This window comes from Sorangium sp. So ce295 (assembly GCF_051527405.1).
Classification (GTDB): Bacteria; Myxococcota_A; Polyangia; order Polyangiales; family Polyangiaceae; genus Sorangium; species Sorangium cellulosum_B.
On sequence record NZ_CP150324.1, the window covers coordinates 6938088 to 6964474 of the forward strand.

At 68.3% G+C, this 26387-nt stretch carries 19 protein-coding genes; 9 read left to right on the top strand and 10 right to left on the bottom strand.

From position 1 onward, the window contains the following. Positions 1 to 7 precede the first annotated feature (7 nt). Complete coding sequence (locus WMF11_RS26240) at positions 8 to 1696, bottom strand: DUF1592 domain-containing protein (RefSeq protein ID WP_437972653.1); 1689 nt, start codon at positions 1694 to 1696, stop codon at positions 8 to 10. Positions 1697 to 2561: 865 nt separating this feature from the next. Between WMF11_RS26240 and WMF11_RS26245 the strand changes: the two genes are divergently transcribed. Both WMF11_RS26245 and WMF11_RS26250 read left to right on the top strand, forming a co-directional pair. Continuing rightward, positions 2562 to 2798, top strand: coding sequence for a hypothetical protein (locus tag WMF11_RS26245; protein WP_437902052.1), 237 nt, complete (start codon positions 2562 to 2564; stop codon positions 2796 to 2798). 160 nt (positions 2799 to 2958) lie between these two features. Then, the gene (locus tag WMF11_RS26250; protein WP_437540644.1) at positions 2959 to 3999 is read left to right on the top strand and encodes a Gfo/Idh/MocA family protein; all 1041 of its coding nucleotides are present in this window, start codon (positions 2959 to 2961) and stop codon (positions 3997 to 3999) included. Between the two features lie 79 nt (positions 4000 to 4078). Here WMF11_RS26250 and WMF11_RS26255 read toward each other — a convergent pair whose 3' ends face one another. From WMF11_RS26255 to WMF11_RS26290, 8 genes are all read right to left on the bottom strand, one after another. Continuing rightward, a complete protein-coding gene (locus WMF11_RS26255) occupies positions 4079 to 5254 on the bottom strand; it encodes a family 16 glycosylhydrolase (RefSeq protein WP_437972654.1) in 1176 nt (391 codons plus the stop codon). A 30-nt stretch (positions 5255 to 5284) separates the two neighbouring features. Continuing rightward, positions 5285 to 7045: a glycoside hydrolase family 43 protein gene (locus WMF11_RS26260; protein ID WP_437972655.1), complete on the bottom strand. Its 1761-nt coding sequence runs from the start codon at positions 7043 to 7045 to the stop codon at positions 5285 to 5287. 238 nt (positions 7046 to 7283) lie between these two features. After that, positions 7284 to 7508: a hypothetical protein gene (locus tag WMF11_RS26265; protein WP_437902056.1), complete on the bottom strand. Its 225-nt coding sequence runs from the start codon at positions 7506 to 7508 to the stop codon at positions 7284 to 7286. Beyond that, a complete protein-coding gene (locus tag WMF11_RS26270; RefSeq protein WP_437902057.1) occupies positions 7505 to 8719 on the bottom strand; it encodes an endo-1,4-beta-xylanase in 1215 nt (404 codons plus the stop codon). Before WMF11_RS26270 ends, WMF11_RS26265 begins: the two co-directional genes overlap by 4 nt. A 126-nt stretch (positions 8720 to 8845) precedes the next feature. Continuing rightward, a complete protein-coding gene (locus tag WMF11_RS26275) occupies positions 8846 to 10222 on the bottom strand; it encodes a DUF1552 domain-containing protein (RefSeq protein ID WP_437902058.1) in 1377 nt (458 codons plus the stop codon). Continuing rightward, on the bottom strand, positions 10219 to 11919 hold the full coding sequence (locus tag WMF11_RS26280; RefSeq protein ID WP_437540656.1) for a DUF1592 domain-containing protein: 1701 nt from the start codon (positions 11917 to 11919) through the stop codon (positions 10219 to 10221). The genes WMF11_RS26275 and WMF11_RS26280 overlap by 4 nt, the downstream gene beginning before the upstream one ends. A gap of 630 nt (positions 11920 to 12549) precedes the next feature. Then, positions 12550 to 13689 carry a hypothetical protein gene (locus tag WMF11_RS26285; protein ID WP_437972656.1) on the bottom strand — a complete coding sequence of 380 codons (1140 nt, stop codon included), beginning with the start codon at positions 13687 to 13689 and terminating at the stop codon, positions 12550 to 12552. Positions 13690 to 14754: 1065 nt separating this feature from the next. Continuing rightward, a complete protein-coding gene (locus tag WMF11_RS26290; protein ID WP_437540660.1) occupies positions 14755 to 14898 on the bottom strand; it encodes a hypothetical protein in 144 nt (47 codons plus the stop codon). A 46-nt stretch (positions 14899 to 14944) separates the two neighbouring features. Here WMF11_RS26290 and WMF11_RS26295 point away from each other — a divergent pair, with 46 nt between their 5' ends. From WMF11_RS26295 to WMF11_RS26325, 7 genes are all read left to right on the top strand, one after another. Continuing rightward, on the top strand, positions 14945 to 15730 hold the full coding sequence (locus WMF11_RS26295; RefSeq protein WP_437902060.1) for an alpha/beta hydrolase family esterase: 786 nt from the start codon (positions 14945 to 14947) through the stop codon (positions 15728 to 15730). A 135-nt stretch (positions 15731 to 15865) separates the two neighbouring features. Then, positions 15866 to 17110 (top strand): alpha/beta hydrolase family esterase, encoded by a 1245-nt coding sequence (locus WMF11_RS26300; protein WP_437972657.1) that lies wholly within the window; start codon positions 15866 to 15868, stop codon positions 17108 to 17110. Between the two features lie 213 nt (positions 17111 to 17323). Next, on the top strand, positions 17324 to 18964 hold the full coding sequence (locus WMF11_RS26305; protein WP_437972658.1) for a DUF1592 domain-containing protein: 1641 nt from the start codon (positions 17324 to 17326) through the stop codon (positions 18962 to 18964). After that, a complete protein-coding gene (locus tag WMF11_RS26310) occupies positions 18961 to 20406 on the top strand; it encodes a DUF1552 domain-containing protein (RefSeq protein ID WP_437972659.1) in 1446 nt (481 codons plus the stop codon). Before WMF11_RS26305 ends, WMF11_RS26310 begins: the two co-directional genes overlap by 4 nt. Before the next feature lie 130 nt (positions 20407 to 20536). Further along, positions 20537 to 21688, top strand: a complete 1152-nt coding sequence (locus WMF11_RS26315; RefSeq protein ID WP_437972660.1) for a poly(ethylene terephthalate) hydrolase family protein — start codon at positions 20537 to 20539, stop codon at positions 21686 to 21688. A 70-nt stretch (positions 21689 to 21758) separates the two neighbouring features. Beyond that, the gene (locus WMF11_RS26320; protein ID WP_437972661.1) at positions 21759 to 23228 is read left to right on the top strand and encodes a PAS domain-containing protein; all 1470 of its coding nucleotides are present in this window, start codon (positions 21759 to 21761) and stop codon (positions 23226 to 23228) included. Between the two features lie 423 nt (positions 23229 to 23651). Next, positions 23652 to 24728 carry an SGNH/GDSL hydrolase family protein gene (locus WMF11_RS26325; protein WP_437972662.1) on the top strand — a complete coding sequence of 359 codons (1077 nt, stop codon included), beginning with the start codon at positions 23652 to 23654 and terminating at the stop codon, positions 24726 to 24728. Positions 24729 to 25016: 288 nt separating this feature from the next. Here WMF11_RS26325 and WMF11_RS26330 read toward each other — a convergent pair whose 3' ends face one another. Continuing rightward, positions 25017 to 26372, bottom strand: a complete 1356-nt coding sequence (locus tag WMF11_RS26330) for a DUF1552 domain-containing protein (protein WP_437972663.1) — start codon at positions 26370 to 26372, stop codon at positions 25017 to 25019. Positions 26373 to 26387: the final 15 nt, after the last annotated feature.

The following is a 26387-nucleotide window of genomic DNA, read 5'->3' on the forward strand; positions in this document are numbered from 1 at the left end:
CCTGCGATCAGGGTTGGGGGGCGACGGACGAGAAAGCGTCGTTGGTCACGACGTCGAGGACCAGCTCGCGCAGCCTGTACCCCGACCCTTCGAACGAAGCGGTCAGCGCGTTGAGCACGCGCTTGTCCACCTTTCTCTCCTCGTGACCCGCTGCATACGTGTAGTACTTGCGGACGAGGCACTCCGCGACCGATGCGTCCGAGCTGAGGGTCACGCCGAGCGCGCGCGCGTCGGCGACCGGCACCCCGTCGAACTCGCCGCTAGGGTCGATCGGCAGACCGTGGTCGGTCGTGCGGAAGCGGCCGATCGCGTCGAAGGTCTCCAGCGGCAGGCCCAGCGGGTCCATGTACGAGTGGCAGCCGGCGCAGGCGGGCTCGGTCCGGTGGATCTCGAGCCGCTGACGCTTCGTCAGGGGCCTGTCCGCGGGCGGCTCCGGGAGCTCGAGGGCGACGTCGCCGGGGGGCGGCGGGATGGGCGTGCACATGAGGGCGTCACGCATGAACTTGCCGCGCAACGTGGGAGAGCCCTCCTTCTGGTTCGCGAACTGCGAGAGGAAGCCCGCTTTGCTGAGGATGCCGACGCGCGGGCCGTCCGCGGGCAACGAGCGGACCTCGAAGGCGCCCGAGCCGAGCCCGGCCGTGTCGATACCGTAGAGCTCGGCGAGCTCGCTGTTGACGACGACCTTCGTTGTCGAGAACAGGTCGAGCGCGCTCGTTCGATCGTCGAACGCGAGGACCTCCCAGGTGCCTCGCATGTCGCGGACCATCGCCGCCTGCAGCGCGGGGCTATACTCCGGAAAGAGCCCCGTGTCTTTTGCCTGCGTGCTGAGCCGATCGAGCCGCATGTACTCCTCGGCGAAGGCGCCGACCGCCTCGCGCCCGGCAGGCGCCTCGAGCAGCCGCGTCGCCGCGGCGCGGATCCCCTCCACCGTTGCGAGCCCCCCGCTCGCGGCCTGGTCGAGCAGCTCCTCGTCTGGCAGGCTGTTCCACACAAGGAACGCGAGCCGGGACGCCATCTCGTAGCCCGTCAAGCGAAGCGAGCCGTCGGCGCTCGGAGCGCCGAGCTCCGGGCGATACAGGAAGTTCGGAGACGTGAAGAGGGCCACCGTCGCCCAGCGGGCCCCCTCGACGGCGCTCTCGAGCTGGGTCGCGGCGTTTGCGGCGACGGCCGCGAGCCGGTCGACCTCGGCGGCCTCGAGCGGGCGGCGCCACGCACGACGCCCCAGCGCCTCGATGAAGCCGCGCACGCAAGCGTCGTTCTCCGCGCCGCTGGGCGTGCAGCCGATGAACTGGCCTCGCCTCGCGGGATCCGCGAACACCGCGTCGACGGCGCCCTCGATGGCCGCGTGGTACTGCTCGACGCCTCGCTCCGAGGTCACGACGGTCGCGGCGCCGATGACCGCAAAGTTCCCGTTCCAGCTGTCGGCGTCGAGCTGATGGATATCGACCTCGACGCCCAGCATGTCGCGCACGGCGTTGCGGAACTGCGTCCTCGTCAGACGGCGCAGCATCCCGGCCGCGGGTTGGAACTGCGGCGGGTCCGAGCCCGTCGGCGGCTCATCTCCCCCGGATGAGGATGCCCCAGGGCCCTCCGTCGGATCACCCAGCGCGCCCGTGCACGCGGCCGCGAACGCGAGCGCGCAAACGGCGGCGACTTCTCTCGAGAAACGGAGCTCGTGCCATGACGGCTTCTTCATCTTGCTCTCCGATAATGCAAGGGGGGTGACGACGCGCGGGAACCCACATCTCGCGACCATGCCACAGAGCAGGCGCTCGCATCACGGAGCCCATTTCGCCCGGCGTGATGGAGCCTGGAGCACCAGATACCGGACCCGGCCGGTGTGATGACACTGCTGCGTCCGAGGAGAGGCTGAGCAGAGCCCGCCGCAACATAGGTCACGCCGCACCCGAAGCCGCCATCCGGCCGCTTCGCCGGACACCCAGAAAAATTCCAGTGAACAGCACCTAGGGGTTCACGACAACCGTCGAATCAGCAAGGCTTGTCGTGGCCTCTGGTGAATCACCTCTGGCGAGACACCAAACACCATCAAACGGCAATCGCTTCAGCGACGGCCGAGCGAACCGAATCGGCACCGGGACCGATCAAGAAGACGAGATCTCGGCGCGCAGGATACGCCGCCGAGGGCAAAGCAAAAGGAGGCCCCTGAGCGCAATGTGAACGATCACATCCCAGGAGTCAACGCCAATCGACCGGCACGAGGGCCCCCCTCGAGCCCGGGGGGAGGACGACGCTGGTGGGGTCCTCCAGAGCCGCGCGCGTCCTGGTCGAGGGCAAGCCGGAACAGCGCAAGAGCCCCCTCCGGGCTCCCCGGAACCTACGATCTCGCACAAGCCAAGCTCGTGTGACAGCTCACGCGGACGCCGCGGCCGGCCGCCGCCGCGCGTCGCCGGCCGCCGCCACGCATCGATTGCGGCCGGAGGATGGCCGCGCACCGGTCATTTTTGATTGACCCTCATCATGTGAACGATCACAATTCTTCTCGGAGCTGCGATCATGCGGCTGAGCTTGCCCCTTCCCTGATCAGGAGACATCGGATGTGGATGAGCGTGAAGCTGGTGGGTGCCGTGATGATGAGCGTCGGCACTGGCTTTGCCTTCGGGTTTGCGGGCGGCTTTGCGGGCGCAGCATGGGCCGCTGGCGGGACGGCGGACGTCCCCGCATCGGTCGCCGAAGGGAAGGATTTCAGCTGCGGCGACAAAGGACAGAGAGCCTGTCCGATACAGGGGCTGGATCAGAACGGTTCTGTACAAGGCGGAGCACGAGGCGAAGCGCCGTGACGACGCCTTCTGAGGCACCGCGCCCTGCTCTCGCCCTCTCCGCTCCTCGCGCAGGGCGGGCGCTCTCGCTCCAGCGCCTGGCCTGACCCGTCGGGTCGATTCACGTCGAGCGTTCTCAGGCGCGCCGTCGGCCACCAGCGTCGCGCGTTGCAAGGTGTCCATGTCCACATCCGCGCAAGATCCGAAGGCGAGCGAATCCATCACCCCTGTGCGCTGGGGCGTCCTCGGCGCAAGCAACTTCGCATTGAAGGTCAGCCTGCCCAGCATGAGGCGGGGGCCCCTGACCCAGGTCGCCGCGCTGGCGTCGCGCGACATCGACAAGGCGCGCGCCGCCGCGGAGTCGCTCGGGATCCCGAAGGCGTACGGAAGCTACGATGAGCTGCTCGACGATCCGGAGATCGAGGCCGTCTACATCCCGCTGCCCAACCACCTGCACGTGAAGTGGTCGGCGCGCGCGGCCCGCGCCGGCAAGCACGTCCTGTGCGAGAAGCCGATCGCGCTCAGCGCCAAGGACGCCGCGGCGCTTGCCGACGTCCAGCACGAGACGGGCAAGCTGATCGCCGAAGCGTTCATGGTCCGCTATCACCCACAGTGGCAGCAGGCCAGGGACTGGGTGCGAAGCGGCCGGATCGGCGAGCTGGTCAGCGTCCAGGCCGCGTTCTCGTATTTCAACCGCGACGCGACCAACATCCGCAACAGGGAACAGGTCGGGGGCGGCGCGCTCTACGACATCGGCTGTTACGCCGTGAACACGTCGCGCTTGCTGTTCGGACGCGAGCCCGTGCGGGCGATGGTGCTCGTCGAGCGCGATCCCGAGTTCGGCACCGATCGGTTGACCTCGGGCTTGCTCGATTACGGCGGCGCGCACCTGACGTTCACGTGCAGCACGCAGGCGGTGGCCTACCAGCGCGTGAACGCGCTCGGCACCAAGGGCCGCATCGAGATCGAGATCCCGTTCAACGCCCCCGCCGACCAGCCGTGCAAGATCTTCCTCGATGACGGCTCGACGCTGAACTGCAGCTCGGCCAAGGTCACCTCGTTCCCCGTCGTCGACCAGTACCACCTGCAGAGCGAGGCGTTCTCGCGCGCCATCCGCACGGGCAGCCCGGTCGAGAACTCGATCGAGGTCGCGGTCGGCAACATGCGGGTCATCGACGCGCTGTTCCGTTCCGCCGAGAGCAGGCGCTGGGAGAAGGTCTAGCGGCGCCCGCCCTCGTCACGGCCGCGGCGGCGGGGGCACCCTCCCCCGCCCCGCGGCGCCTCCGAGCATCCTGATCAGGTCAGCCGCGGGGCCGGCGCCGCCGCATCGCCAGGGCGGAGAGCCCCAGGGCGAGCGCCGCGGCCCACGAGCTCGCCGTGGAGCTGGCTCCGGCGGCGGCGCACCCGCCACCTGCGTCGGAGGACTCCCCGTCCGGCGTGGTTCCGCCGACCCCACCTCCCTCGCCCGATGCGTCGCCGCTGCCCGACGAGCTGGCCGCCGTCCCTGCCGCGCCCACGCCGTTGCCGGACGAGCTGGCCACCGTCGCCGCCCCACCCTCGCCGCTGCCGGAGGAGCTGGCCGCCGTCGCCGCCCCGCCCTGGCCGCTGCCAGAGGAGCTGGCCGCCGTCTCCGCCCCGCCCGCGCCGGTGGCGGAGGTGCTGGCCGCGGTCGTCGCCCCGCCCGCGCCCGACCCGGTGTCCTCATCGCGGGGCACATTCCCGTTGAACCCGGTCTGGCCCTCCCGGGTCAGCGACAGCACAAGCGTGCCGTCCTTCACCGTCACGTTCTGCGGGTCGAAGTCCACGCGGTTCCCGTCGAACGTCCAGTCCGCTTTGCTCCATCGCGCGCTGTCCAGGGAGTTGAAGTCGTCCTGCCACGCGAGCTCGAAGTTCCCGTTGTTGTAGCGATAATACTTGATCCAGTTGACGAACTGGTGCGCCGGGAGGACGGAATCGTCGAACGGTCCGACCCATTCGGTGGCCTCCGAGGACCACGTGTTGAAGCGGAAAGACTGGGCATTCTTCAGGGCGGTCACCTGCGCCCCCGTCGACCTCTTGATCTCTCGCCCGTCGATGCTCCAGGACACGTAGTCCGGCGTCCACTCCAGCGTGTAGGTGTGATAGCCGTCCGCGAGGGAGACGCCCGCGTCGTGCACCCCCTCCGACGTCACCCGCGTGCCCATCCCGGTGATGATGTTGGACTGCCAGCTCCGGGCGTTGTTCTTCCCGAAGACCTCGATGTCGATCTCCTCCCAGAACGCGCCGGACATCTCTGAGCCGTTCTTGTAGGTGAAGAAGGTCGACAGGATGCCGCTCCCGCGCACCATGCGCATGCGCATCTCCATGCGGCCATGAAGATAGCTCTGGGCCGAGTAAAGCTCTGCGCCCTTGTAAGGCTTCGCTGCCGCGGTCGAGCTGACCGCGAGCGCCAGCGAGGCAGCGGCGAGCATCAGACCTGCGCGGACTCTCGTGAACATGATCAAACCTCCAATGATTTCATCAGACCGTCAATTCGCGGCGGATCCGCTCCGCCCGGCTCCTCCGGCACGACGCCGCCGAGCGGCGACCGCGCCCAGCGCGATCATGGCGGCGAGCGGGCCGGCGGGGGAGCTGGGCCCCGGTTGGACCCGGAAGGCGCACCCGCCCTCGTCGCCGCTTTCGCCGTCAGCGGGGGCACCGCCAGCGCCGCCCGTGCCGCTCCCCGCGGTCGCTCCGCTGCCCACCGTTGCTCCGCTGCCGGTCGTCGCTGCGCTGCTGCTGCTCGCACCCTCGCCCGACCCGCCGCTGCCCGCCGCTCCCCCTTCACCCACGTCCGGAGCGCCCCCCGCGCCAGCGCCCCCCGCGCCAGCGCCCCCCGCGCCGGTCGGATCCGGGGCGTCGAGCGGAGTGAACCGCCACCAGTTGACATTGAAGAGGAAACCGCTCCCACCGGTGAACTTCAGGTACAGATCGTGGTTCCCTGTCGCACCGTCGACCGCACAGGACGTGGTGGCCCAGGTCTGCCAGCCGCCGGTCCCCTGAACCGTGCAGGTCCCCACCAGCGTGCCCGTCGCGCTGTCGAGGCGCAGCTCGATGCTGCCGCCGCTGGTCGCCGAGGCCACCCTCGCGTCGAAGGACACCGCGCCGGTGCCAAAATCGACGCCCTTCACCTTGATGTAGTCCCCGTTCTCGATCGACCCGACATTCATTCCCCCCTCGCCGCATACCTCGGTCTCGACCCCGGATCCCCAGGCGATGGTCTCAGCCTCCGTCATGACATACGGATTCAGGCTGCCGACGCCGGGCGGGCCCTCCTTGGTCATCTTGATCGTCGGGAATGTGCCGTCGGCGTTGAACGTGAACCGCTCGACGGCCGCCGAACGGTGATAACCTCCACCGCCCGGCAAGGCGCCGTTGTGATAGAAGAAGTAGGAGCTCCCCTTGAAGTCGATGACTCCTGCGTGGTTGGTGAAGCTGCTGCCCTCCGTGGGCATGATGACCCCCCGGTACGTCCACGGGCCGGTGGGTTTGGTGCTCGTCGAGTAGGCGATGTATTCGGAGATAGGGCCCCCCGCGTACACCAGGTAGTACAGCCCATCGCGCTTGTAGAGCCACGGACCTTCTTCGTACTTGGTCTTGTGGCGACCATCGTCATTCCCGGTGCGCTGTCCGAAGCTCTCCGCCGTCATGGGCACGCGCACGACGTCTCCCTGGTAGGAGATCATGTCCTGGTTCAGCTTCACGTAGCACACGCTCGGGTTTCCCCAGTACAGATACGCCTGGCCGTCGTCGTCGATGAACGGCGTCGGATCGATGTCTCCGCAATCGGCCGTGATCAACGGCTTTCCCAGGGCGTCTTTGAACGGACCGGTGGGGCTGTCCGACACGGCCACGCCGATGGTCATCCTGTTCAGTGAGCGGCTCGTGACAGGAACGTAATAGTAGAACTTCCCGTTCCTGTGGATGGCCTGGCCTGCCCACGCGTCTCCCTTTGCCCAGCTGAAATCGCTGAATTTCAGCGGCGACCCGTGATCCGTCCAGTTCACCATGTCCTTGGAGGAGTACACCCTCCATTCGTTCATCGTGAACCAGTCCGTGGCGCTGTCCTCGTCATGCCCGGTATAGAGGTATACCGTGTCATCGTGGACCATGGGAGCGGGATCGGGTGTATAGATGGTCTGTACGACGGGGTTGTCTGCCAGGGAGACCGACGGAAACGCGGTCACGCCACAGAGCAACAACGCCGCCCCGAGGAGCTCACGTTGGAGGGAGTTCGTGCTCGTCGCCATTCTTGAATCCTTGCTGCTCTCCTGAAACTCGGTCAGGCATTGTCCATGTCGTGGGTCGCTCGGCTCGCCGCGCTCCGGCGCATCCCGCCGGGTGGTTCGCCGTGAAGACAGCCCGCGGGGCGCGCTGGGGGTGATCGTCTTCCGCGGAAGGTGAGCATCGGCGGCAGACGACGCTCGAGCTCCCCGGCCCGGCGACCCTCCGACGAAGCGCGCCGAGCGCCGCCGCTCGACCCTCAGCTCAGAGCTGCGTAAGGAAATCCCAGACCTCGCGAGGATCCTGGATCGACGGCTGGCCGTTGTCCTTCGGCGAGGGGGTGTGATCCCCGTCCAACGCACACCAGCGCGTGGGGTGCCCGATAGAGCAGCCCGCATACGAAGCGCAGCTGTGCGCGCCGCTGCCCTTGGCCGGCTCGGGCGGCACTCGCGCCGCCCAGCCGTTGTTCTTCAGCGTGACATCAATCACTGACGATCCAGGAAGTCCATCAGCCATTGCATGGCCGGCCGCATCCTGTTGTCATCATACTGGATGCCGGTGTTGTCCCGCCAGGTGGTGCCGACGATGTAGCCCCACAGGGTGATGCCCTGGACCGAGGGGTGGTTCCAGTACATCGTGAACTGCTCCTCCATGATCTGCTTCTGCCTGTTGTCGTTCGCCTCGCCGATGTCGTACTCGGTGATGTACACAGGCTTGCCCAGCGAGGCGAGCTGGTCGACGAAGCCCTTGACCGTGTTGGTGTTGATCTTGTACGCGTCGTGCGCCTGCGCGCCGATGGCGTCGACCGGGGCGCCCGCTGCGATCACCGCCCGCGCGATCTTCATGAAGTTGTTGTGGTCGTTCTGATACTCGATGTTGTTGTAGTCATTGAGGATCAGGACCGCGTTCGGGCAGAACTCGCGGGCCCATTTGAAGGAGTTGACGATCCAGTCCCAGCCGCTGGCGCCGTCACCGCCGATGCCGTTCTTGTACGAGGGCGTGGTGTGGGGCGGCGGCTCGTTGACCACGTCGATGTACTTCGTCTTGGGGTAGCGCTCGCAGAACGACTTCATCCAGTCCCGCACGGCCGCCTGCTGCTCGTTGCCGGGGAGGTTCCGTATCCATTCGGGTTGCTGGGAGCCCCACACGAAGACGTGGTGCTTGAAGATGATGTTGTTGTCCTGCGCGTACTTGTAGATCCTGTCGAGCTTGCTCCAGTCCTTGTTCCCGCGGCTCTTCTCGACCTCGCCCCACTTCCCCTCGTTCTCGGGCGTGATCTGGTTCCAGTAATTCGCGAAGCCGTCGCGCACGGCGCCGCGCGTCGTGATGTTGCCGACGAACTTCCCCGTGGGCTCGGAGCCGCCGGCTCCGGCGGACGTGCTCGTGCTGCTCGAGGCATCCGAACCGCCGCCGCCCTCGTTCGAGCCGCTGCTGCTGGAGCTGGTCGCGCCGGGGCCCGTCGTGCCGGCGCTGGTCGAGCCGGGGCCCGTCGTGCCGGCGCTGGTCGAGCCGGGGCCCGTCGTGCCGGCGCTGGTCGAGCCGGGGCCCGTCGTGCCGGCGCTCGTGGTGGTGCTGTCGGCTCCCCCCGAGCCGCCCGAGCCACCGCCGTCGCCCCCATCGCCGCACGCAGAGAGAGTCGCGAGCCCGAGCGCGATCAACGTCGTACCGCGCAGCCATCGAGTAGAACGGTTCTTGTTCATGTTGAATTTCCGCAAAGTGAGCGATTGAAGATGGCGATGCTTTGAGCGGCGAGCCTATAGCCAGCGGCTCGAGCTCCGAAAGTCCGGATTCTTTGCTTCTTCAGGCGATGTCTTCAGGCGATGTCTTCAGGCGATGATCGAGTCGACGAGCCCGCCTTCGAGGCTCTCGTCGCCGAAGTCGTCGAGCGGCCCTCCCTGGCTGTTGGTGCATCCTACGGCCGCGCCGATCGTGTTGAGCAGCTTGTTGTTGGTGATCTTGACGTCGACGAACTGGCCGGTCTTCAGGTAGTCCGCGGCGCCGCCGGCGAGGATGTAGGGGACCTTCCGGAACCCGTGGTACTTGTCGGCGTTGTCGTTGAGCCACACGGCCACGCCGTGATCGAGGAGCGTCCCCGAGCCGAGCTCGTACGACGAGAGCCTGTCGAGCAGGTGCTTGAAGAGCCGCGCGTGGATCCGGTCGATCTGGTGGTGCAGCTCCTGAGCGCCCTCGATCGGCGGGCCCGAGGTGCCGTCGCTGTCGATGCGGTGGGAGATCTTGTGGTAGCTCTTCTGCCGGACGCCGTTGATCGTGTACTCGGTCCCGTCGTTGCCGTCGCCCACCTGGAGCGTCGCCGCGCGCGTGACGCCGCACGCCATCGCGAGCGCGATGATATCCATCTGCATCCGCGTGACGGCCTCGATGTTCTCGGATTTGCCGACGTTCGGCGAGATCGCCTCCATCTCGGCGACCTGCATCTCCGGGAGCTTGCAGGCGAGCGCGACCTCGAGATCGCGGATGCTGTCGAAGTGGAGCTGCAGCCGCTCGCGATCGCTCTTGCTGATGTCCTTCCGGCTCATGAGCGCCTTCATCTCCCCGCGCACGAGGTCGTTGACGCTGGTGCGGCGCTCGACGAGCGACTGCTGGACCTCGGTGTCCACGTCGGCGAGCCCGAAGAGCTTCTTGTACGCGTTGGCCGGGTTGCGCTCGGCTGCGCGCAGCTGCTTCGGCCCGCGGTACGAGAGCACCTCGTTGATGTAGCCGGACATCCTGCCCGCGTAGAGCGTCAGCGGCTCGACGCCCGCCGGGTTGAGCTCGGTCGCGATGCGGTTGTCGATCGACTCGCCCATCGCGAGCGACTCGTTGCCCGCCGGCTGGTCCGACACGCGCGCGGCCGTGAGGCACTGGTTGCCACCGCCGGAGTGGCCGCACCCATTGGCCTTGAACGCGAAATCCACGCCGCGCAGCATGATGAGCTTGCTCGCGTAGTCCTTGAGCTCGCTGACCGCGCGGTCGCTGTCCCGCTCCATCGACGCGGCGGTCAGCGCGCCTGTCTCGCTGGGCCAGAACATGTCGGGCTCGTCGCCGGCCGCCTGCGCCACGCCGTTCGCCTGGCGCATGAAGATCGCGAAGGGCGGCACGTCGCCCGTGCCGGCCGAGGCGCGCCGCGGGGCGAAGGTCTCCAGGAACGGGAGCGCGACCGTGACGCCGAACAGGCCTCGAAGCACACGTCGTCGGGTGATCATGGCGCCTCCGCGGGGACTCGAGCGAGGAACGGAGTGGACGAGACGATCTCGAGGAGGAGCTCCTTGGTCGAGGAGCCGCCGCGCGACGCCTCGCCGAGCTGCTTGACGAACGCCCTGTCCTTCACGTCCGCGTCGCGGCCGTGAGCGAACTCGATCCACCGCTCCGCGTAGCACGCGTGCGCCTCGCTGCTCTCGGCGAGCAGCCGGCTGAACTCGATGGCATCCGCGTACTCCCGCGACTGGCCGCCGAGCGTGTAGGCGTCGGCGGAGTTGACCGGCATCCCGTTGTCGGTCGTGCGGTACTTGCCGATCGCGTCGTAATGCTCGAAGGCGAACCCGGCGGGGTTGATGAGCGCCCCATGGCACGACGCGCCGCACGTCCCCTTGCCCGTGTGCGCCTCGACGCGCTCGCGGTTGGTCGCCTGCTCGCCCGGCGGCAGCGAGGTCGCGTCGTCGGGCGGCGGCGGCAGCGCGGCGCAGAGGATCCTGAGGTTCACGAAGACGCCGCGGTGGATCGAGTCGGGCTGCCGCGCCGTCGCCTTCGCCGCGAGGAAGCCGAGGCGCGTGAGCAGCCCCGAGCGCTCGGCCTCGTCGAGCTCCACCTGCGCGAACTCGTCCGAGAAGTCGCCCTCGACGCCGTAGACCGCCGCGAGGTGGTCGTTCACGAACGCGGTGCGCGAGGTGAGCAGCTCGGTGAGGCCCCCCTCCCTTTCGAAGACGACATGATCCACGAAGAGCTCCGCCTCGCGCTGCATGTCGTCGCCCATCTCGGGGACGAACTCGGGGTAGAGCGCCTGGTCCTTGTTGAGGTCGTGGTACTGCTCGTAGTCGTAGAGTTGCCGGTGGAACGCGCGGACGATCTCGCGGGCGCGCGGATCCTCGAGCATCCCCTCGGTGTAGGCCCGGACGGCCTCGGGGGTCGAGAGCTCGCCCGCCTTCGCCGCCTCGAGGAGCGCGTCGGACGGCATCGAGTTCCAGAAGAGGTACGAGAGCTTGGCCGCGATCTCGTGGCCGCTCAGCGGGATGAGCCCGCCCTTCGCCGGCCCGGCGCCGCGCTCGACCCGGTAGACGAAATGGGGTGACTGTAGAAACGCCTCGAGCGCCGCGCGCACGCCGGCCGCGAACGGCTCCTCGCCCTCGAAGAGCGCCTCGCCGCGACGGAACAGCGCGACATACGTGTCCCGCTCCTCGACCGTGAGCGGGCGCCGGAACGCCCGCTCGCCGAACCGCTCGATGAACGCCTGCGCACGCGCCTCCGGCTCGACCGGCAGGTCGGCGGGCACGAGCCGGCCGAGCTTGTCCTCGTCGGCGGTCACCATCGCCGCGAGCTCCTCGGCGGCGCGCTGGTAATCGCTCCAGAGGCCCGGCGTCACCAGGAGCGCGGCTTCGTTGTTGTCGAACACCCCGCCGAGCGGATCGCTCGTGAAGGACGCCGAGAGGCCGGGCCTGTCGTCGAGGCGCAGGAGATCGCGCACCGTGTTCTCCCACTGCGCGTGGCTCAGCCGCGGGAACATGCTGCGCTCGGCGACCTGCGGCGCCGCCGCGCCGCCCGGCAAGGGGCCGTCGCCCTCGTCGTGGTCGTGGGCGCCCAGAGAGCCCGTGCACCCCGCGAGCAGGAGCGCCGCAGCGCAGAGCGGCGCGCCCAGCGCGCGCCTCCAGCGTGGCAGGAGGATCATCGAAATAGACGGTGGGGTCATCGTCTCTCTCTCCTGGTGAAGCGCTGGCGACCGGGCGGCCAGTTCAGCGTGGCTCTCAACGCGACGACCATCCAACAGAGGCCGTTGTGTTCACTCCGTCATCGAGCGCGGCGTCGATCTTGCCTGTTGCATGGGACCCGCAGCCGTTCAACACTGGACGATTCAAACACGATCGGAACTCGTGAGCTCGCAAACGAACACGATCACGAGAGAGAGCGCGGTCTCGAGAGGTCGGCCCGACGGCCTGCGGGGGGCCGACCCGCCGCCCGCGGCGCGCACCGCCGAGCGAGCGGTGCCGGCGCCGACATCCATTGAAGGACGAAGGTCTCGGTCCGCGTGACGACCCACCCAAGACGAAGCAAGAGGATACCGCTCCGAAGCAATGTGAACGATCACAAGATCGATGTCAAACCCAATCGACCCACCCACATGGTCCCTCCGGCCCGAGCTGAGGACGCTGGCATGGCCGAGGGACCGTGAGGACTGGAACTTTCCGCCGGCAACACGCATGCTGAGAGCGCCATTGCGTACGCTGAGCGACGTGAAGGCGCGCGACGTGAAGGCGCGCGACGTGAAGGCGCGCGACGTGAAGGCGCGCGACGTGAAGGCGCGCGACGCGCGCGGAGGCAGCTAGCGGTCGAAGAAGTCGAAGACGTCGGGCAGCACGAGCGGAACCATGCCTGCATGGTCCGCATCGACTTCCTTGTATGTGATCGTGTAGCCGCCAGCCATCATCCAGTCGCGCAGCGCCCGGCTGCCCGTCAGGGAAGGCGTGGCGCCGGTCCCTTCCGTCACGAAGATGGGCACGTCGAGCAGCCGGTCCCATGGATAGCCCGACTCCTGGACGAAGGGGCCGGACATGGGCGCAAGAGCCGTCCAGTAGTCGGCGTACTTCGCGCCGATGTACCAGGTGCCGCCGCTCCCCATCGAGTGTCCGGTGAGGAACATCGCGCTGCGATCGATCGGGTACTCGTGCAGCACCAGCTCCAGGACATTGATGACGTCCTTCTCGCTGAGCTCCTGGGCGCGTTCTCGCTCGGGCGTACGCATGGCCAGGAGCTTCTCGGCCTCCTCGGGTTGCCCGAACACGGCCGGCAGCCGCAGGAAGGTGCCGTAGGCGCCCTGGTAGCCGAGCGGCGAGACCAGGAGAACGCCATGCTGGTCGGCCAGATTCACCATCTGCTTGTTGTTCTGATCCAGGTACGAGCTCTCGTCGTTCCCTGCGCCGTGCAAGAACATCACGAGGGGCAGCTTCGACGAGCCGTCCCAGCCATTCGGGACGCAGACGCGGTAAGGAACGTCGGCGCCCGCTTCTGGAAAGCGATACGTCCTGCGCTGGTCCCCTTTGGTCCGCCACTGCGGAGAGCCGGGATCGGCGACGGACTCGGCGAGCGCCCGCGCCTCGAGCACCTGGGTGCGCGGATCGAGCGTTGTCCCGAACGAGATGGTCACCGGCCCGAATTCGTCCGAGCCGCCCGCCCCGCCCGCCCCCCCCACCCCTGCGGCGCCGCCTTCGCCGCCGGCCGCCGTCGTCCCGCCGCTGGGCGCTTCGCCGCCCGTGCCGGCGCCCGCTTGACCTCCCGCGCTGGCCGAGGCGCTTCCAGGAGAGCCCCCACCGGGGCCACTGGAGGCGGCGTCCGGCGCGCCGGCGCCGCCCCCACCTTGGCCGGTGGAGGTCGCGCCGCTGCCGGCATCATCGCTCCCGCAAGCGGCGAGCGACAGCGCGCAGCCGATGCAGGCCAGTGACGAAAGGAATCGACGTGTCGTCATGCTCACTCCGGGGACGAGATCAGCCCGTTCTGGACGCGCTGCCGAGCGATCGTGGCTCTCCGAGGCCTCGTGGCGCGCGACTCGATGGCTTGTTCACGTATCGCAGAAAAATGCACTGACACCAATCAAGCTCGCGTCACGAGCAAGCTGCTGGCGCCCGCAGAGTCCGTCGGCTCCCGGCGCGATGCCTTGAGCCGTTCCACTGGACCACCGATTCGCGCATCGCGGCTCGTGTGCCTGCGCAAATACGATGTCAGCAGCAGGACCCCCGAGGGCGCACGGTGAACGATCACATTCAGGGCGTCAAACAAAATTGACCGGCCCGCGGGTCTCCTTGATCCCGAGTGTGCTGGTCGGCTTCGAGCCAGTTGCGCGACGTGGTGAGGTGCCCCACCGTCCGATGGCCCCGATCGGGGAGATGGCGGCTCACGGCCGCCTCACCGCCGTGCGGGTCGACGGCGACCACCGCGCTCGAATCGACCGGCCTTCTCTCGACACAGCGCCCACAGGCCGGTCGGAGATGACGTGGCGGAGCACGTCCGCCGCCGACGCCTCTGTTGCGCTGCGGGGCGACTGTTACGATGCCATTGGCACCCTCGTCGTACAGGCCATCTAGTGACGCGCGGCCCGGTGCCCCGCTTGACGCGCCGCTTCGTCGGAGGAGCCACGCCGGCCCTGTCCTCCCTCAGGCTCGAGGAACTCCGCGGTCCCGTCGACAGGAGTTGACATCGATCTTGTGAACGATCACAATGAACACCTTGCCGCAAGCGCGGCGAGCGAAAATCCAGCGAGACGGCTTGTTTACATCAAAGTCGCGAACTCTCGCTGAATCCCAGCTCAGCCGTCGGACTCGGATCCTTCAATCAACTGAAAACGGCCTCACGCTGCGGACGCGCCTCCTCGTGGAACGCCGCTGGTGAGGGAAAAATCGCGCCTGGGTATTCGGATGACGAACCAATCTACACTCGTTCGAGCCACATTGTTCGCGGCGCTGGCCGGCTCTTGCGCTCTCTCGGCTTGCGCAGGTGGCGCCGATGACGGCGCGAGCTCGTCAGGCGACGACCCTCACGCCGGGACGGGCGGGGCCGCCGTCTCAGGCAGCACCAGCAGCAGCACCACCACCACGACGGGCGGCGCCACGACCAGCGGCGGCACCACGACCGGCAACGGCGGCGCGACCGCCGGTGGAACGGGCGGTGAGGGAGGCACGAGCGGAAGCGGCGGTTCGCCGGGAGCGGGCGGTGAGGGCGGATCGATGGGAGGCAAGGCCCCCCCGGAGCCGAGCACGGGTTGCGGCAAGGCCAACCCGCAGACGGGCAGCGCGCAGAGCCCGCTCACCGTATCGGGTCACCAGTACTACGTGAAGCTGCCGACCAACTACGACGCCAGCAAGCCGTATCCGGTGATGATCATGTTCAACCCGACCGGCAACCCGATCAGCTGGGCAGAGCAGAACGCGGGCTTCGAGGTGACCGGCCCCAAGGAAGCCTGGATCCGCGTCTACCCGCACCCGGCCAACTCCAGCTCCGGCTGGGGGGCGAACGACGTCTCCTTCTTTCAGCCGTTCTACGATCAGATCACCGGCAACTTGTGCATCGACAAGGCTCGCGTGTTCGCGGCGGGCGAGAGCTCGGGCGGCGACTTCTCGAGCATCCTCGGCTGCGAGCACGCGGACAAGCTGCGCGCTGTGGGCCCGTGCGCCACCAAGAACGTACAGCAGTACCCGCTCAACGCCGACACCCGGAAGTGTACCGGGCAGGTCACGGCGGTCGTCATCCACGGAAAGCGCGACTCTGTGGTCGGAACGGACAACGGCCCGAAGACGCGCGACTTCTATACCAAGCTGAACCACTGCGAGGCGAGCACGACGCCGGTCGATGGGTACACGGACGATCGCTCGAACTGCGTCCTGGCTCAGGGCTGTGACGAGGACTATCCGGTCTACTGGTGCCAGCACGGAGACCCGAACTACAACAACACCAATCATGGCTGGCCCGCGTTCGCGCCCAAGTTCCTCTGGAGCCTGTTCTCGACCTACTGAGAGCCATGATTGGCCCGGCGGCGCCCGGTGCATGACGCGTGCATCGACCAGCCGGGGGGCGCGGCGGACGACCCGCCATCGCCCGAGCCCCCGGCGAGCAGAAGCGAGCGAGATGGTGTCCTTATGAGTCGATCTGTGTTCGGACTGAACGTTCTTTTCACCGTGGGCCTGGCGGCGGGGCTGGCCGCATGCGGCTCGGAGGCGGATCCCGTCGACCCCGGCGCTAGCGGCTCCTCTGGCGCATCCACGAGCGGCGGTTCCACCTCGGGAGCGACGTCGGGCGGAACGTCCAGCGGCGGCGCGGGCACGGCCGCGAGCACGAGCAGTTCGGCCGGCACGGGCGGCAACTCGGCCGGCGCCGGCGGTTCGACGGGCGCCGGCGACGGCGGCTCGACGGGCTCCGGCGACGGCGGCTCGACGGGCGCCGGCGACGGCGGTTCGACGGGCGCCGGCGACGGCGGCTCGACGGGCTCCGGCGACGGCGGCTCGACGGGCTCCGGCGACGGCGGCTCGACGGGCTCCGGCGACGGCGGAACGATGGACCCTGGCAACGGCGGCTCGATGGGCTGCGGCAAGGCCGTGACGCGCCCCAACCCTCGCACGCAGCAGACGCTGATGATCGGTGGGGTGACGCGCTACTACCTGATTCACGTGCCGGAGAACTACGATCCGAGCAAGCCGCTGCCGCTGGTCTTCGGTATCCACGGCCTGAACATGAACAACGTGTGGGCCGCGCACGACAACAGCGGATTCCAGCTCATCCAGGAGACCAACAACCAGGCGCTGCTCATCTACCCGCAGGGCTTGCCGGCGAACGGGCAATCCAGGCCTCCGAGCACCGAGTCGCAGTGGGGCACTGCAGACTCCAACTGGGGCGGTCCGCCGCCGAACGCCAATCAGGCGCGCATGACGGCCGACCTGGCGTTCTTCGATGCCATGGTGGAGCATGCCAAGACGAACTACTGCGTGGATACGAAGCGCGTCTTCGCGGTCGGGTTCAGCCAAGGTGGTTTCATGACGAACACGCTCGGCTGCGAGCGCGCCTCCGTGTTCCGCGGCCTCGCCCCGGTCGCTGGATGGGGCCCCAACGGCTCCCAGCCCACGTGCAGCGACGCCAGCGCCGCGCACGCGCTCATTCAAACGCAAGGCGACTCCGACACCACCGTGTCCCCCCAGCTGGGACAGGCGACCCGAGACTTCTGGCGCGGCCGGAACGGCTGCCAGGCGACCACGATGCGGTCGAGCTTCGGCGACGCGTGCGTCGAGTACCAGGGCTGCAAGGAGGGCCAGCCGGTCGTGTACTGCACGCACTCCGGCGGTCACAACGTACCGTCCGGCGCGGGCGGGCGAGCCTGGCGCTTCTTCCAGTCGCTCAAGTGAGCCGCGCGGGCCGTGAGTGAACGCGGCCTCCGCAGGCGGTGGACTGAACGAGATCTCTTCGATGCATGGATTCTCGATTTTCAGATGAACAAGACAGTCACTGGTTGATGTTTGCATTGTAACTGCGCTGGAATAGCTGATTCGTCACCCGAGCTTGGTCAGGAGGCTATGATGACCCCACCGTCTTTTTTAATGACCGGCTTGCCACGTGGCATGCGGGCGCTGGGCGCGGGGCTCTGCGTCACCGCGCTCCTGCTGGCGGGATGCACGGGCGCCTTGGGCGATCCGGATCCGGAGGGGGGCGGCGGCCCTCCTCCGGACGTCGGCGGCGACCCACCCACCGGCGGGGTGGCGCGCGGCATCGACATGCCGGGTGGGCCGAAGTACCACCGGTTCGTGCGCCTAACGAACTCGCAGTGGGCGCGCAGCGTGCAGGTGGTCCTGAACCTCGCCGCGCCGCCGTCGCTGTCCGACGGGTTCGAGAAGCCCGTCGCCGGCACGACGGACTTCACGAACAACGAGCACCTGCTGAGCGTGAACCAGCGCTCGTGGAGCGACTACCAATCGGCGGCGGAGGCGCTCGCCGACGAGGTGACGGATTCGGAGGAGGCGCTCGCCGATGTTTACCCGGGCACGGACGCGGCCGGCTTCATCGAAGCCGTGGGGCGCCGCGCGTATCGCCGTCCGTTGACGGACGATGAGACCGGCAGGTACGCGGATCTCTTCGAGGCCGGATCGGCGATGTCCGGCGCGAAGAGCACGTTCGCCAAGGGCGCGCAGCTCGTGATCCGGACGATGCTCCAGTCGCCGCACTTCCTCTACCGGACGGAGCTCGGCGAGGATCGCAAGCCGCTCGATGGCTACGAGATCGCGGCCAAGCTCTCGCTCTGGCTGCGCGACGCCGCGCCGAGCGACGAGCTGCTCGACAGGGCGCCCACGCTCACGACGCCGGAGGCGATCGCCGCGGTCGCGAAGACCATGCTGGAGGAGCCCACCGCGGCCGAGGGCATGCGGTACTTCCATCGCGAGCTGCTCCACTTCGATCGCTACGCCACGATCAGCAAGCTCGGCGTGCCGAGCTACAAAGAATCGTTGAACGCGGAGTACGAGGAGAGCGCGTACCTGTTCTTCGACAAGATCTTCGCCGAGGGTCTCGGCGTCAAGGAGATCCTCACGTCCACCAAGGGCTTCGTGGGGCCGGGGATGGCGAGCCTCTACGGCCTTTCGCCGAGCGGGAGCGGCGTCGTGGAGCGAGACCTCGGTCCCGATCGCGTCGGCTTCTTCTCGCAGCTCCCTTACCTGACGCTGAACGCCCTGAACGATGAGTCGGACTCGATCCACCGCGGCGTCAGCATCAACCTCGACGTGCTGTGCGCGCCGCTCGGCGCGCCGGCCCCCGACATCCCGCCGGTCCCGCCCCTCGAGCCCGGGCAGACGAACCGTCAACGCATCACGCGGCTCACCTCCGGCTGCGGCGGCGCGTGCCACAACCAGCTCATCAACCCCGTCGGCTTCGCCTTCGAGCACTTCGACGGCATGGGCCAATATCGAGACGAGGAGAACGGAGGCTTGCCGATCGACAGCAGCGGTGTCTACACGTTCTCCGAAGGGGAAAAGTCGTTCGCGGACGCCGGCGAGCTGATGCACCACATGGCGGAGGGCGAGCAGGCTCACCTCTGCTACGCCAAGAAGCTCGCGAGCTTCGCGCTCCAGCGCGACGTCGTCCCGTCGGATTTGCCGCTCGTCGAGACGCTCGCCGAGGTGAGCCGCGGCGCCAGCGGCTCGGTGAAAGAGATGATGCTCGAGCTCGTGAAGAAGGAAGCATTCCGGACTCGCATGGGAGGTACGCTGTGAACCCCAAGATCGCAATGAGCCTCGCTCCTCCGAACGCAGCGCACCGGCGCGGCATGAATCGGCGCGCGTTCCTGCGCGCGGGCGGCGTCGCCATCGCCCTTCCCTTCCTCGAGGGTCTGCCGTCGCGCTCCGCCTGGGCCGCGGACAGCACGCCCGTGTTCAGCCTCTACATCGTGGCGGCGTGCGGCGTGGTGGGCAAGAAGTTCTTCCCGGACAAGACTGGCCAGCTCACGACCGACGGGCTCGCCGCCATGACGGACAAGGCGACGCACGTGCTCGCGCCCCACGCCCCGAACCTGCTGTTCATCCGCGGGATCAACTTCCCGATGAATGGGCCCAGCAACTGCGGCCATGCGCAGGGTCTGTGTCAGTCGCTCACCGCGCGCCCGGCGCAGGGCGGCGGCAAGACAGCATCCTCGGGCGGCGTGTCCGCGGACGTGGTCGTCGCCAAGCTGGTGAACGAGGGCGGCGCCGAGCCGCTCACGCTCTACGCCGGCAACCGCAAGAACGGTTACATCGCCGAGCGCATCTCGTTCAAGGGCGCCGGCTCCGGGCAGGTGCGTTCTGCGGACGACAACCCGTACACGCTCTACTCCAAGCTCGTCGGCCTGGCGGAAAGCGGCGGCGGCAGCAGCGGTGGCAGCGGCGGGCAGGTCGCCGATGAGCTCATCCGGAGCCGCAAGAGCGCGAACGACTTCGTGCGCGAGGAGCTGAACAGCCTGATGCGCATGTCGGCGCTGAGCTCGGCCGACAAGCACCGCCTCCAGCAGCATTTCGACGCCATCCGCGACGCCGAGGTCACGATGGGCGAGATGGCCGCCGGGGCCTGCAGCCAGGCGGGCCTCTCGACGTCGGAGCTCGACGCGCTCAAGAGCGGCTTCGCGTTCAAGACGAACGGCATGATCGAGGACGTCGCGAAGCTCCACCTCGAGCTCGTGGCGCTGGCGTTCGCCTGCAACTTCAACCGCGTGGCGACGCTGCAGCACGGCGACGGCACGGATCAGACGAAGTATGCGGTGCCGTCGAACGCGACGCTCGGGTGGCCCTTCCACCACATCAGCCATCGTGTGCAATCGGACGCCTCTTCGGGCAGCAACCCGACGGCCGAGCAAGCGCACGCCGAAATCGACGTGCTCCGCATGCAGACGCTGCTCCACGGCCTCGATCAGTTCAAGGCGCGCGGCCTGTTCGACAAGTCCATCATCATGTGGACGAACCACGTGTCGGACGGCCCGTCGCACAGCTTCCAGAACGTTCCGACGATCATCGCCGGGGACGGCGGCGGCTACCTGAAGCAGGGTGCTTACATCGACGCCGGAGGCGTCACGAACAACCGGCTCTTCAACGGCCTCATCGCCGCCGCCGTTCGGGACAAGACCCAGTGGACGGAGAACTTCGGCGAGGGCAAGGGCTCCGGGCCCATCGACGGCATGCTCGCCTGAACGGCACCGCCCGCGGCGTGCCTCCTCAAGTTGTCACACAGAATTGTGCACGCCCCCATGGGCTCCGGGAGACACCCGTGAGCAGACGACGCACGTCGTGAGCGTGGCGATCGCACGAGAGGAGATCTTGATGCAAGCAATGACGCGAGGAATGGCAGCGGCCATCGCCGTCATCCTGTTCGGCTGCGGTGCTGACGACGCGCTGCCCTCGGGGACCAGCGGCACCCCGGCGGGATCGAGCGGAGTTGCCGGCTCCACCGGCTCCGCCAGCGTTGCGACCACAGGCGCTGCGGGCAGCGGCGGCGGCGACGTGAGCGCGACCAGCGGCACAGCGGGTGGGGGCGCCTCCGACGGAGGGGCGGGCGGCTCCAGCGGAGCGACGGGCAACGGTGGCGCGGGTGGCGCGGGGGCAGGAGCGGGTGGCGCGGGGGCAGGCGCCGGTGGCGCGGCGACGTGTGACCCCGCGGACGAGACCCCCGATCCGACGCCGGTCAACGTGAGAGCCATGGGGGCCGCGTTTACCGGCTCACACGAGGTCGTGGTCGAGAAGGATCCTGGTCTGTCTGGCCGCACGATTTACAGGCCGAAGGACCTGGGCGGCGCCGAGAGGTACCCGATCGTTGCCTGGGGAGAGGGCGCCTGTTCCTTGAACGGCACCACCAACCCAGATTTTCTGGGCGAGCTCGCGTCGCACGGGTACCTGGTGATCTCCGATGGCGAACCGAACGGCTCCGGATCGAGGCCCATGGTCGAGGACTACAAGGCCATGGGGAAGCCCTTGATCGAGTCCCTGGATTGGGCCATCAAGGAGAACGGGCGAGCGTGCAGCCAGTACTACCGGAGCCTGGCTGCCGACAAGACCGCGGTCATGGGTTGGTCCTGCGGCGGACTGATGGCCGAGGGTGCCGCCGGTGACCCGCGCGTGACGACCGCGGTGATCTGGAGCAGCGGGATGATCAACCCCGATCAGAAGATCCTCGACGCGCTCCACGCGCCGATCGCGTTCATCCTCGGCGGCCCCGATGACGTCGCTTACCCGAACGGGACCCGAGACTACCGGAACACCCGCGACGTGCCCGCCGTCCTCGCGAGCACCAACGTGGGCCACGGCGGCACCTACGGCCAGGACAACGGCGGAGTCTTCGGCAAGGTCGGCGTCGCCTGGCTGGGCTGGCAGCTGAAGGGTGACATGGGCGCGACCGGCAAGGGCATGTTCGTCGGCGCGAATTGCGGCCTGTGCACCGACCGGGCATGGACCATCGAGTCGAAGAACATGGACTGACGTGCGGCGCGCGACCCGCGCTCCCAGACTCGGGCGGCGGGCTCGTGGATCAGCGCGCGGAGGAGCGAGCATGGGTCGCGACAGGGGCGAGCGGACCTCCGGACCGTTCGGACGCGCGGACGGGGATGGGGGGTCGGGAGGGGACCACGACTCGGACGCAGGGAGCACGGCGGGCGGGCCCTGCCAGCTCGACGGGGGCCTCGCGCCCGGCGGGGTGTCCGCGCGCATCGATGGCGAGATTGACTACAAGGCAGCGTGCTGGGCGCTGCGCGCGCGCGTCGAGGAGCTGGAGAATGAGCTGGCCAGTCGGCGCGGCGAGCTCGGGCGCGAGAGAGGGTTGGCCAGCGCGGCGGCGGCGTACCTCGACGCTCCGTTCGCTCTGGGCGCCACGCAGGTGCCGGCGCTGATCCACTGGCGCCAGGATGGCACCGTGACGCGCTGGAACGACGCCGCGGCGTACCTCTTCGGCTGGAGCGAGGGCGAGGCCGTGGGTCGCCGGCTCTCCGAGCTCGTGGCCACGGATCCGGTGTCGCCAGAGGAGGTGGAGGCGTTCAACCACGATCCTGGCGAGAGCCTCTTCGCGACGACCACGAGCGCGGGCAGGACGAGAGAGGGAAACGAGATCACCTGCCGGTGGACCTACGCCGTGCTGCGCGACGAGCGAGGCGACGTCCGAGAGATCGCGGCCATCGTGGATGAAGGCGACGATCCGAGGCAGAGGGAGCGCCTGCTGCACGAACGCTATCAGATGCTCCTTCAGCTCGTGGACAACTCGCCGAACGTCATGTTCATCAAGGACGCGGAGGGGCGCTACGTGTTCGTCAACCGCCATTATGCGCGGGCCCTCGGGCGGCACGCCATCGAGTTCCTCGGCAAGGACGAGCATGAGTTCGGCGCCACGCCGCCCGGCGTCGCCGACCGGATCGTGGGGAAGGAACGGGAGGTGTTCGAGAGCGGCCAGGCCATGCGGTACCAGGAGGTCCTGGACTACGGCAGCGAGAATTTCTATTTCTCCACGGTCAAGTTCCCGGTTCGCAACGAGCGCGGCGAGCTGATCGGCGTCGGCGGCGTCGTGAGAGAGGACACCGACCTGAGGCGCGCGGAGGCGGAGCGGGCCGCGCTGCAGGAGCAGATCATCGCCGCGCAGCAGGACGCGCTGCGGGAGCTGTCGACGCCGCTCATCCCGCTCGCCGACGGCGTCCTGGCCATGCCGCTCATCGGGACGGTGGACGGCGCGCGCGCGGGGCAGATCATGGAGACGCTGCTCACCGGCATCAGCAGCCAGCGCGCCCACACCGCGATCCTGGACATCACCGGCGTTCGCGCCGTCGACACGCTCGTCGCCGATGCGCTGACGCGGACCGCGCGCGCCGCCCAGATGCTCGGCGCGCGCGTGGTGCTCACGGGCATCCGCCCCGAGGTGGCGCGCGCCCTGATCGAGCTCGGCGCGGACCTCACCGGCATCGTCACGACGGGCACCTTGCAGAGCGGCATCGCCTACGCGCTCCGGCCCACGGAGCGCCCGCGCGTCGCCCGGTGAAGCGCGCCATGGCTGCATCCTAAAGAGACCGAGACCCCTCCCCCGCGCGGCGACTTTCGCGCGCGACCCGGCGACGAGCTCGCCCCGACGCTGGCGAACGCGCCGGGCGTGACCGCCGTGCTCGAAGGCCGCGCGCCGGTCCATTTTCTTTGACACCAGCAGTGTGAACGCTCACTCTGCGCCTCGGGGTTTCCTTTCGCGTTGCCCTGAACAGGCCGTCGTTCGCGCCGGCCCTTCGTCCCTGGGCTCGGGCTCGCCCTCTGCGCCGATTCCATTCGCCTGGTCGTCGCGGACGCGAGCAACGGCGAGGTCGCGAGGGCGTCGCGTGTCGTTTCGGCGGCTCTCAGTCGATCATCCCGACGGCGCAGCGGAGCTCGCATCCTGCGGTTCTCCGCTTCGGCGTGCGTGGGACGGAGGAATGCGATGCGTATGGTTCAAGAGAATGGTTCGCTGTGTGGGTCGCGCGAGCGGAACGATGCGGAGATCCGGAGACCGCGCCGCTCGAGGTGGGCCACGCTGGTGGGGACTGCCGCGCTGGTGGCGATGTTCAGCGGGTGTTCCGATGATCCGGAAGGAGCGACGTCGACCAGCTCCGGACCCGGCGCAAGCGCTACGACGGGCGCGACCAGCGAGGGGGCGACGAGCGGCGGCGTGACCAGCGGGAGCGCTGGAGGGGGAGTCGCCACGAGCGGCTCGGCAGGCTCGGGCGGCGACGGCGGCACCGGGGGCGCCGGCGGAGCGGGCTCCGGTGGCATGGGCGGCGCATCCGACGGTGTCGGAGGTACCGCGGGCGACGGAGGTGCAGGGGGCAGCGCTGGCGCGGGCGGCGGCCCGGCATTCCAGCCCTGCCCGGCGAGCGGCCCCTGTAAGATCATGCCCTTCGGCGATTCAATCACGCAGGGTTTCAACGTCGCCGGCGGCTACCGCGCCCCGCTGTTCCACCTCGCGCTCGAAGCGAACCGCGACATCACCTTCGTCGGTTCCGCCAATGATTACAGCGTGCCCATGGTGGACGGAGTGACGTTCCCGAGGGACCACGAGGGTCACGGCGGCTGGACGATCGAGGGCAACAACGGCATCGCGAAGCTCGTGGGCACCAGCATTCCGAATTACAAGCCCAACATCATTACGTTGATGATCGGAACGAACGACATCAACGGCAACATCAACCTTGCGGACGCACCGAATCGCCTGGGCAAGCTGCTCGACTCGATTTTCATGCGTGATCCGAACATCCTCGTGGTGCTCGCGCAGATCGTGCCGACGAGAACGGACGGCACGAACAACGCCGTCAAGGCCTACAACGCGGCCATGCCCGACCTGGTTTCGACGCGCGTCAGCAAGGGGCAGCACATCGTGCTGGTGGACATGTACACAGCGTTCACCAACGACACGAACTACAAGCAGTCCCTCTTCGCCGACAATCTCCACCCGAACCAGGCAGGGTATAACCGCATGGCCGAGGTTTGGTTCCAGGCGTTGAGTCCGTACCTCCGCTGAAATCGAAAGGCGAACGCACACCGGATTTCCGACAGCGGAGCTCCCGGACAGGAACCACCCGAACGAGGCCGGCTACGTGCGCGTGGCGAACGTCTGGTACGGGGCGATCGGCGACCTCTTGCGGTGAGACGACGTCGCGGTCGCGCCTTCCCCCCGCGACCCTATTGCTCGCGCCGCGTCGCGTGACGGCGCCGGCCAGTACCTCGAGGAGCGCCGGCCGGCGTCGTTGAGCTCGCGCCGGCCAGCGTCGTTGAGCTCGCGCCGGCCGGCGCTCCGGCCTTTCGACGGCTACGTCAGGTTCGTGAGCGGCCCGGTGCAGAACTTCGGGTCGCCGAACGTGTTCCGGCTGTCGCCAAACAGGTTCAAGATCGAGACGAGCAGATCGTTGTGCGGGCGATTGTTGTACCGGAGCCAGCGTCCAGCGCGCAGGCCTCCGCCGCCGCCGGCCAGCAAGAACGGCATGTTCGACTTGTTGTGGCTCGGCGGATCCTGGAGCTCGGACCCGAAGAAGACGACGCTCTCGTCGAGCAGCGAGTGTCCCCCCATGTCGATCTTCGCCATCTCCTGAAGGAGGTAGAGGTGCTGCTGCGAATACCAGTTGCAGATGCGCTCGCACTCGGCCGCCCTGAAGCCGCCGTCGTGCTGGTAGAAATGGTGGTGCTCGCTCAGGTTGAGCCAGGGGAAGGTGTGCTTCGCCTCGGTGTCGCTCCACTGCAGCGTGCCGACCGCGGTGATGTCGCAGGCGAGCGACATCACCATCATGTCCATCATCAGCTTGCCGACCTTCGGGATCGCCGCGTCGGTCGAGGTGTCCTTGACCTTGCCGTCGTTGTCCGCGTTGAGCCCCGTGCGCGGGTTGTAGTCGGACGTGTCGACCCTCGTCGGCGCCTTGCACGCGCTCGTCTCGACCGGCACGCTGTCGAGGCTCTTCTCGATCTCGCGGATCTTCGTCAGGTGCTGGTCGATCTTCTGCGCGTCGGCGGCGCCGAGCCGCGAGGACAGGGCGGAGTAGCGCCCGTCGAGGAAATCGAGGATCGATTTCTTTCGCGCGAGCCGGCGGGCGGCGTCGTTGCCGGCGCTGGGATCCAGCGTCCCGAAGAGCTCGGTGAAGATCTCCGTCGGATCGAGGCGCGGCGGGATCGGCCTGAACGGCGCGGCGCTCTCGAAATTCGCGGAGTTCATCGGTGACAGCAGGCCGTGGGACTTGCCCGTCGCCCAGCGCACCGCGATCTCGATGCTCGCCTTCGCCTTCTTACCGGCGGAGATCCGGGAGGCGATCACCTGATCGACGGACGGTCCGCCCCCGTAGCCGCCGTTCGGGGCCTGGGTCGTGCCCGAGAGCCAGGCGATGATCCCGGCCTGGTGCTGCTCACCGATCGCGCTCTTCATGTCGAGGCCGTCGACGACGATCAGCTTGTCCTGCACCGGCGCGAGCGGCGACAGGATGGGCCCCAGGGTGAAGTTCGTCTCGTTGCCGGTCGGCCGCCAGCGGTTGAGCACGGTCCCGCCCGGCGTGTAGACGCTGAGGAAACGCTTGGCGGGGGTGGCTTGCGCGCTCGCCGTGCGCTCGGGGCCCATGATCTCCAGCCAGGGGAGCGCGATGGCGATGGCGCCAGCGCCGCGCAGCACGGCACGTCGGCTCATACGAAAGTTCGACAT

What these genes read in the sequence shown, in the direction of transcription:
- WMF11_RS26240 (WP_437972653.1), bottom strand. Translation starts at nt 1,696, where the DNA reads ATGAAGAAGCCGTCATGGCACGAGCTCCGTTTCTCGAGAGAAGTCGCC.
- WMF11_RS26245 (WP_437902052.1), top strand. Translation starts at nt 2,562, where the DNA reads ATGAGCGTGAAGCTGGTGGGTGCCGTGATGATGAGCGTCGGCACTGGC.
- WMF11_RS26250 (WP_437540644.1), top strand. Translation starts at nt 2,959, where the DNA reads ATGTCCACATCCGCGCAAGATCCGAAGGCGAGCGAATCCATCACCCCT.
- WMF11_RS26255 (WP_437972654.1), bottom strand. Translation starts at nt 5,254, where the DNA reads ATGTTCACGAGAGTCCGCGCAGGTCTGATGCTCGCCGCTGCCTCGCTG.
- WMF11_RS26260 (WP_437972655.1), bottom strand. Translation starts at nt 7,045, where the DNA reads ATGGCGACGAGCACGAACTCCCTCCAACGTGAGCTCCTCGGGGCGGCG.
- WMF11_RS26270 (WP_437902057.1), bottom strand. Translation starts at nt 8,719, where the DNA reads ATGAACAAGAACCGTTCTACTCGATGGCTGCGCGGTACGACGTTGATC.
- WMF11_RS26275 (WP_437902058.1), bottom strand. Translation starts at nt 10,222, where the DNA reads ATGATCACCCGACGACGTGTGCTTCGAGGCCTGTTCGGCGTCACGGTC.
- WMF11_RS26280 (WP_437540656.1), bottom strand. Translation starts at nt 11,919, where the DNA reads ATGACCCCACCGTCTATTTCGATGATCCTCCTGCCACGCTGGAGGCGC.
- WMF11_RS26285 (WP_437972656.1), bottom strand. Translation starts at nt 13,689, where the DNA reads ATGACGACACGTCGATTCCTTTCGTCACTGGCCTGCATCGGCTGCGCG.
- WMF11_RS26295 (WP_437902060.1), top strand. Translation starts at nt 14,945, where the DNA reads ATGGGAGGCAAGGCCCCCCCGGAGCCGAGCACGGGTTGCGGCAAGGCC.
- WMF11_RS26305 (WP_437972658.1), top strand. Translation starts at nt 17,324, where the DNA reads ATGCGGGCGCTGGGCGCGGGGCTCTGCGTCACCGCGCTCCTGCTGGCG.
- WMF11_RS26315 (WP_437972660.1), top strand. Translation starts at nt 20,537, where the DNA reads ATGCAAGCAATGACGCGAGGAATGGCAGCGGCCATCGCCGTCATCCTG.
- WMF11_RS26320 (WP_437972661.1), top strand. Translation starts at nt 21,759, where the DNA reads ATGGGTCGCGACAGGGGCGAGCGGACCTCCGGACCGTTCGGACGCGCG.
- WMF11_RS26325 (WP_437972662.1), top strand. Translation starts at nt 23,652, where the DNA reads ATGCGTATGGTTCAAGAGAATGGTTCGCTGTGTGGGTCGCGCGAGCGG.
- WMF11_RS26330 (WP_437972663.1), bottom strand. Translation starts at nt 26,372, where the DNA reads ATGAGCCGACGTGCCGTGCTGCGCGGCGCTGGCGCCATCGCCATCGCG.